Source organism: Nostoc sp. 'Peltigera membranacea cyanobiont' 232 (genome assembly GCF_002245985.1).
Classification (GTDB): Bacteria; Cyanobacteriota; Cyanobacteriia; order Cyanobacteriales; family Nostocaceae; genus Nostoc.
Genome location: NZ_NOLK01000263.1, coordinates 1 through 6,104, shown reverse-complemented (window position 1 = coordinate 6,104; position 6,104 = coordinate 1). Strand labels below are relative to the sequence as shown.

Below are 6,104 nucleotides of genomic sequence, written 5' to 3'. Positions count from 1 at the left end.
AAAATAAGCGTCATTATTTAAATTACTACAAAAGGGGAATGAAGTGGCTGCCTACGGCAGCCACTTCATTCCCCTTTAAAATGATTATCATTATTGTTAATGGAATAGTTTATTTTCTGGAAGTCCCCGATTACTTGAACACCTACAGAAATTATGAATGCAAGGTAAAAAAACGGGTTGAACAGTGCAAACGGCACATTTAGCCAATTCCAAGTCGGCTCAAACCAGGGTAAAACAGGGGGGCCAGTAAAGATTAATTGCCAAGTTGAATCAGCACTAATTACAGAACCACCAATAAATAAAATCCCACCTACCAAGGCACGACCCGCGCCACCGTTAGCAACAAACTGATTGACAATCGCGGCGGCTGCTCTAATGGGTAAGCCGACAATCATCACAACAGCCTTGGCACAAAAATCGATGATTTCACCAAGCGTTCGCTTCTTACCCTTGGGTTTACCATCAGTGTTACCAGTGCTATTACTTTCTGCACTTGATGAACCTAACGCCATTACTTCCTCCTTACTGGTTTGATATTTTGAACGCTTTCACAAATCCCTTTGGCTTTGTGCTTCCACTTCCAAATTCCTTCTTCAATTCGCCCAATACACTTACCCGTTGCGTCAAAAACATCAACAATCTCATCATTTTGATAAAGGGTTGGGTCTGGTCTGGGATTGCGTTTACTACTGTCAAAATAATTCGTAATCCTCAGTTTTCGAGTTGTGGGCATGACTCCCGCCTCATATAAGGCATCGCTGGTCTTAGCCCGTTCTTCTATGCGAGTTCGCTCTAATCCTTCGGTGGCTTTTAATCTTTCGGCTTCTGCATAAGCCCCCAACTTGGGAATCAAGGGGATAATTACAGGCAAGAAGCAGACCCCGACACCAGCCAAAGCTAGATACAATTGCTTCTTGTACATCTCACTGCACCATTGCGCTGATTAGTGCAAACTTCTCCCATTGCTTTAACTCATGCAGTCGTTTCAATACTGACTCCGCTTCGTTGCTAGGAGCGATAGAAGATTCAGACTCTAACCATGCTTCATGGGCTACACGTGCAATTAACCAGAGCGTGTCTGATTCGCTCATCTTTTCTAATCCTTCGCCCCATGTCTCACACATATCTTTAATGAGTGCATTGTCGTGAGAGAGAGAGTAATATCCTACAGGGTGCGCCATTTTGATATCCTTAATGTGTGTATCGATTGAATGCCTGATGCTGGTTTGTGCAAACGCTTTTCTTGACCGGGCAAGCGTTTGCACAATTATTCTTCATCAGAACTGTTAGCGAGTTGTACTTTTTCAATGCCATCTAAAACTTCAGATATTGATTGAATGGCATCATTCAAAACCAAGTCATTTGATGTAGTAAAATGCTCTGATGTTTGCAGTCTCCTATATTCGGGAGTAGCTTGAATAAACCTTAAAGTTTGCTCAACACCAGCCAGAACAATTACTATTTCTTCTGTGCTAACAATACTGTTCATCATATTATTCACCTCTTATCGCCTCCAAATCTCCTAAATTGATTTGATGATTGTTATTGACAGAGAACCTTTCCGAAACTACTTTTTCTAGAGCTTTTCTCAGCCAGTAAGCGGGGGTTGTCCCATCCATTTCTGCAAGCATTCTGATGGCTGGAGTCAAGTCTTGAGGGACATTGTAGTTAAGCCGCTTGGTTAACATCGGTCGTTTCTCCTAAGTAAAGTTTTTTCATTTCTGATAAAGCAACGGTTCCCGGATTTTCGGGAATCAACAAATTACTTTCTGGAATACAAGATTTGAGTAATCTTTCTTTAATCAACATCTGCACAGGCGCGATCGCAAACGCACCGCCACACAAAGTTACTTTGCTGCGTCTAGCTTTCACGGATACATCATCTAGGGCATAAGCCAAGGGAGAATCTTTCATCCATGAATGAATCGCGTTTTCTAACTCACTCCCAATGTCTTCACCATCAGGTGCAATCGCACTTATGCCGTTATCGCCAATGGTTGCAGTTTCTAAAATCTCGCGCAGTTGGGAGGGGCGAATCATTTTAGAAGAATCGGTATTGCTCAATGCTCTGGAGAATTCCTTGATTAGTGTGGCGACACCACCGCCACCATTTGGACTACAAGTTACCCGTTTTGGTAATTTGCCGAGATTACTGTATTCGCTGATTGTGGCTGTACCATATCCAATATCAAAAGTATGGAACTGTTTATCGTCAAAGCGTTCGCTTGCCCAAAGTGACGCGCCATATCCCTCTGGAAATCCCAGAAAGCCAAGTTTTGAGAAGCACAGACGGTATCTAACACCATCTACCGCTATCCACTTGCATTGTTCAATGGCTTTTTTTAGTTCTAATGGGGAAGCTAGCGAGAGGGTTGATAAACGAATGTGCAAGGTTCTACGCTTGGCGCTTGTACCCGTGGACAACTCAAGCAGATTTGGCAGAGATGCGATTGCGCCTAGTGCAAGGATGGGGAAGTAGTCTACTTTGTGATTCTCGGAATCACTCATTGCTATATATTCCTTACCTTGCAGTCTGGCGGAGCTACCAACGACCCAATGCTCAGTAATATCTTTGTTGTTTTCATCTTTGCCTCGGCTTAGGCTGAAAGCTCCTAATTCTCCAAAGGGTACTGATGGCACACAACACACTAAAGATTCGGTCTTCATCACTGGTGTTGTGCCAGTTTCGTTATTAACGAAAGCCTGATATTTAATACTGGAGCGCCCAGCATCTAGCATCAAATGAATTACCTTTTTTGATGGCATTGATGCTTTCTCTGTTATAGTTTCAGGCTCGTTTATGTTGGGTGCGTTCGTGCTTATAAATGTTGGTTGTTTTTTAGGTCTTGACATATCGTTTTACCCTCAACTTTTTATCGTCACTGTCACAAGGAAAAGTAGTCGTTATCAACTAACGTTTCATGTTTCATGTTTCATGTTTCAGGCTCGTGTAAGTAGCGTTTCACGGTTGTTGTGAGGCTGAAACATTGATGCAACCGTTGAAACTGTTTCATGAAACATTTCTTTTCAACACTACTGAGTATTTTGGCTTGCGCTAGCCTGAGTCTGTGCCAGCATCGAGTTTTGCAAAATCTGGAGTAAAAGGAAGTTAACTACCTCTGCATGGTCATTAATGCCTAATTCCTGCGCTTTATTGCTAATAAATGGGTGTAGAGATTGCCTGATTGTTACTCGCATAAATTCTCCTCAAAATAAATTTGCAGGCTGAAGTCGCCAAGAATATGTGTATCTTGTCTGCCGTTGGCGTTTTTGCCTTGCTTATGAGTGCTATAGTAGATTATAGCTACTGAAGCTGTCAACTAAAATATTCAAGCTTCAACTTAGTTAAACTAAAAAAGCTTACAGAGTCAGGGTCTTAAAGGATATAGTTGAGTAAAGATTCAGTAAGCTGTTGAAGTGAGTAGAAATGGGAGTAACAAAAAAGGCTAAAGTAATGTTTACTTGCGAACATGAAACAAAATCGGATTTAGAAGCGTGGGCCAAATCCGAGCGAAGAACTGTCTCGAATCTAGTTGAAGGGGTAGTTGTTGCCGCCCTTGCCAACTGGAAAGAATCTGTGTCTACAGATGCGATCGCTAAAAACAAATCAAATGATTAACCCATCTGCCATTGATTTAAAATCACTGCCCTGGCTTCTCCCCGTTTTGACAGCTATCAGCGATCGCGATTGGGTACGGTTCAAGGAACTTGAAGTCAGTTTTGCTCTCCACTCACGGGATCGAAACTTGGGCAGATGTTTTCAACTGGAGAATCATGCCCACGTTAGAACCAGAGGCTAAAAGATGGCTGTTAGTGACAAAATGCAGCCAAGGTATTAAGTCAGTCAAAATCTTAGATTAATGTCAAGTTGAAGCAGCATCAACAAATTGAATTATTTTTAGTCCACTAATACTATTAATACAGTGAAGTATTTATCTGGTTTTTAATGTTAGTTAAAAACTTGCAAAAGCTTTGCTGTGTATTGGCTTGGGAAAATAGATAAATTGTTTTATTTTATAAAGTTGAGATATTTATTATTTTTTTTGCCTGAGATAATTTACTATGTAATAAGACTATACCCTTAGTTCATCTTTTCTAAGTGTCATGTCACCAGATATACATAAGAAAAGAATGCCTCCCCAAGACTCAACTTGCTTGTAACAAGTTGTTTAACAGTCCTAGAAGACACCCCTTTGTTTTGTTTGAAAAATATTCAAATTTCTTTATAACCTAATGTTATCAGTTCCTAGTACTTCTTACAACTTCCTACAACAGGTTATAGAGAAATTTAATTAAAACTTTGGTGAATCTTCGGGGGAGGTAAAGCCCACACAATTTACCTCACAAGGATTTCACAATGGTAGCCGTTTTAAAAGGACAAGAGAGCGTTGGCCGCTCCGTTATGCCAGAGGCGTTCGCCTCCTTCGACATCCGAAATTTTCAAGATCAGTTAGAGCCTTCCAAAGCTAAAGATAAGTTTATTTGTCCAGTTTGTGGCGGGAATGACTTATCTATCGTCCCAGAAACCGGAAAGTATCAATGCTTTAACGGCTGTGAGTGCAAACACGTCAGAGAGGCGATTAAACCTTGGGCTGAAGTGGTGGCAGAAAGGGCAGGGGCTAATTACACTCCATCCCTAAACCGTTTGGCAGCAAAGCCCAAGAGAATCTTGCCCAAAAGTGCGCCAATTCCAGATGGTGAATTAGGTTTGGTGATGTTGACGGATACTGCGACCGATATTCCCCAACCGAAAGAATTAACGAGTAGACCACCAAAAGGACTTCCCGGCAGTGCCACCGAAACAATCTATCCTTACTCAGAGTCGCAATGGATAGTCCGCTACCAGTGGTCAGATGCCAGTAAAGAAAAAGGTTACGAAAAGACCTTTCGGCAATGGCATAGGCTTCCAGATGGCACACCAGAAATGAGAAAGGGCGATAAACCTTGGGGGGCATATCGCATTGATGAAGCTTTAGCCTGTGCTAAATCTGTGGTGGGAACCCCGGCACTACTCCAGCATGAGGGTGAGGGATGCGTAGAAGTTGGCAGAGCAAATGGACTTTGTGGATTTACATTTCAGGGCAGTGGATGGGATAAGAAAACAATTACCTCGGAATATCAACGAGCTTTTGATAGTGGTGTCGGAATAATTGTTTTTCTGCATGACCCCGATGACACTGGATTAAAAAAACTCCAGACGTGTTCTGAGTGTGCAGCAGAAGTAGGAATTGCATTTATTGGAATTAGCCCCAATAGTATCTGCCCCGATTTACCATATAAGTCGAGTGACATCAAAGAAATTTTGGGGCAAATGGAAATACCAGAATTTATCCGTCGGTTAGAGCAGGAGATTCACGCAGCCGTAGCAGAGCGAAAGCAAGCAGAGCGATCGCAACAGGCAGAATCCGAAACTATTGAAAAAGAAGTTACGGATTTATCTAATTCCAAAATAGATATTGACCCAGCAGACCCAGAGGCATTTTACTTGCCTGTATGCACTGCCATGAATTTACCCTACTCTAACTGCGTGACTTCTGGTACTTTTGATGGCTGGGCTTACCGAAAAGTCTTTCCTCAAACTGAATGGATGGTAGTGAATTCATCCTTTTACAAGTGGTCACAAGAGAATTTGGTCTGGCAGCACCAAGATGATAATAAAGCTTACAAGCTCCTCGCAGACGCTGGAGAATCCGCTTACAAGCTCTCTTACACAAAGACATTTGGCTGGAGAATAACCAAACCTTACGAAACCAACGCACACAAGGAATCTGCCTTTAAATATTGCCGCAGTCGCTTAGAACCAGCAGAACCACTGCCAACCAATACTCATTTATTAGGGTTTAAGAATTGTGTTGTTGATTTGCGAACTGGTGAACAAATGCCTCATCGCCAAGATTTTTACCTCACTAATATCATTCCCCACGATTACGAAGCCAACAAACCATGCCCAGAAGTTTTTCTGAAATTTCTAAATGAGAGCTTTGGGTCAGAATTGGTTGAAGTGATTCGGGCGTTCACGAGTATGTTTTTAGACCCAACTGCCCCTTATGGTCGGTTTCCCCACTTAATTGGCTTAAGTGGTGGGGGCAAGGGGACGCTAGGAC

9 protein-coding genes and 1 pseudogene are annotated in these 6,104 nt (G+C 42.2%); 3 read left to right on the top strand and 7 right to left on the bottom strand.

Annotated elements, in window-relative coordinates; genetic code table 11:
* Positions 1-65: 65 nt before the first annotated feature.
* The 7 genes from CDG79_RS38395 to CDG79_RS43140 form a co-directional block, all read right to left on the bottom strand.
* Positions 66-512 carry a hypothetical protein gene (locus CDG79_RS38395; RefSeq protein WP_094346752.1) on the bottom strand — a complete coding sequence of 149 codons (447 nt, stop codon included), beginning with the start codon at positions 510-512 and terminating at the stop codon, positions 66-68.
* Positions 512-922: a hypothetical protein gene (locus tag CDG79_RS38390; protein WP_094346751.1), complete on the bottom strand. Its 411-nt coding sequence runs from the start codon at positions 920-922 to the stop codon at positions 512-514. The genes CDG79_RS38395 and CDG79_RS38390 overlap by 1 nt, the downstream gene beginning before the upstream one ends.
* Before the next feature lies 1 nt (position 923).
* A complete protein-coding gene (locus CDG79_RS38385; RefSeq protein WP_143855716.1) occupies positions 924-1,181 on the bottom strand; it encodes a hypothetical protein in 258 nt (85 codons plus the stop codon).
* Positions 1,182-1,267: 86 nt separating this feature from the next.
* Entirely contained in the window at positions 1,268-1,492 is a 225-nt protein-coding gene (locus tag CDG79_RS38380) for a hypothetical protein (RefSeq protein WP_094346749.1), read from the bottom strand.
* A 1-nt stretch (position 1,493) separates the two neighbouring features.
* Positions 1,494-1,688, bottom strand: coding sequence for a hypothetical protein (locus CDG79_RS38375; protein ID WP_094346748.1), 195 nt, complete (start codon positions 1,686-1,688; stop codon positions 1,494-1,496).
* Positions 1,669-2,766: a ParM/StbA family protein gene (locus CDG79_RS38370; RefSeq protein ID WP_094346747.1), complete on the bottom strand. Its 1,098-nt coding sequence runs from the start codon at positions 2,764-2,766 to the stop codon at positions 1,669-1,671. Before CDG79_RS38370 ends, CDG79_RS38375 begins: the two co-directional genes overlap by 20 nt.
* A 267-nt stretch (positions 2,767-3,033) precedes the next feature.
* The gene (locus CDG79_RS43140; protein WP_189525279.1) at positions 3,034-3,198 is read right to left on the bottom strand and encodes a hypothetical protein; all 165 of its coding nucleotides are present in this window, start codon (positions 3,196-3,198) and stop codon (positions 3,034-3,036) included.
* 229 nt (positions 3,199-3,427) lie between these two features.
* On the opposite strand from CDG79_RS43140, the gene CDG79_RS38365 reads away from it, so the two are divergent.
* The 3 genes and pseudogenes from CDG79_RS38365 to CDG79_RS38355 form a co-directional block, all read left to right on the top strand.
* Positions 3,428-3,619 carry a hypothetical protein gene (locus tag CDG79_RS38365; protein ID WP_094346746.1) on the top strand — a complete coding sequence of 64 codons (192 nt, stop codon included), beginning with the start codon at positions 3,428-3,430 and terminating at the stop codon, positions 3,617-3,619.
* Positions 3,612-3,800, top strand: a complete 189-nt coding sequence (locus tag CDG79_RS38360; protein WP_223278603.1) for a hypothetical protein — start codon at positions 3,612-3,614, stop codon at positions 3,798-3,800. The genes CDG79_RS38365 and CDG79_RS38360 overlap by 8 nt, the downstream gene beginning before the upstream one ends.
* 557 nt (positions 3,801-4,357) lie before the next feature.
* A pseudogene (locus tag CDG79_RS38355) lies at positions 4,358-6,104 on the top strand (hypothetical protein); the annotation flags it as partial.

Bases quoted from the DNA above. Each gene is read 5' to 3' on its own strand.
- CDG79_RS38395 (WP_094346752.1), bottom strand. From the start codon at position 512: ATGGCGTTAGGTTCATCAAGTGCAGAAAGTAATAGCACTGGTAACACT.
- CDG79_RS38390 (WP_094346751.1), bottom strand. From the start codon at position 922: ATGTACAAGAAGCAATTGTATCTAGCTTTGGCTGGTGTCGGGGTCTGC.
- CDG79_RS38385 (WP_143855716.1), bottom strand. From the start codon at position 1,181: ATGGCGCACCCTGTAGGATATTACTCTCTCTCTCACGACAATGCACTC.
- CDG79_RS38380 (WP_094346749.1), bottom strand. From the start codon at position 1,492: ATGATGAACAGTATTGTTAGCACAGAAGAAATAGTAATTGTTCTGGCT.
- CDG79_RS38375 (WP_094346748.1), bottom strand. From the start codon at position 1,688: ATGTTAACCAAGCGGCTTAACTACAATGTCCCTCAAGACTTGACTCCA.
- CDG79_RS38370 (WP_094346747.1), bottom strand. From the start codon at position 2,766: ATGCCATCAAAAAAGGTAATTCATTTGATGCTAGATGCTGGGCGCTCC.
- CDG79_RS43140 (WP_189525279.1), bottom strand. From the start codon at position 3,198: ATGCGAGTAACAATCAGGCAATCTCTACACCCATTTATTAGCAATAAA.
- CDG79_RS38365 (WP_094346746.1), top strand. From the start codon at position 3,428: ATGGGAGTAACAAAAAAGGCTAAAGTAATGTTTACTTGCGAACATGAA.
- CDG79_RS38360 (WP_223278603.1), top strand. From the start codon at position 3,612: ATGATTAACCCATCTGCCATTGATTTAAAATCACTGCCCTGGCTTCTC.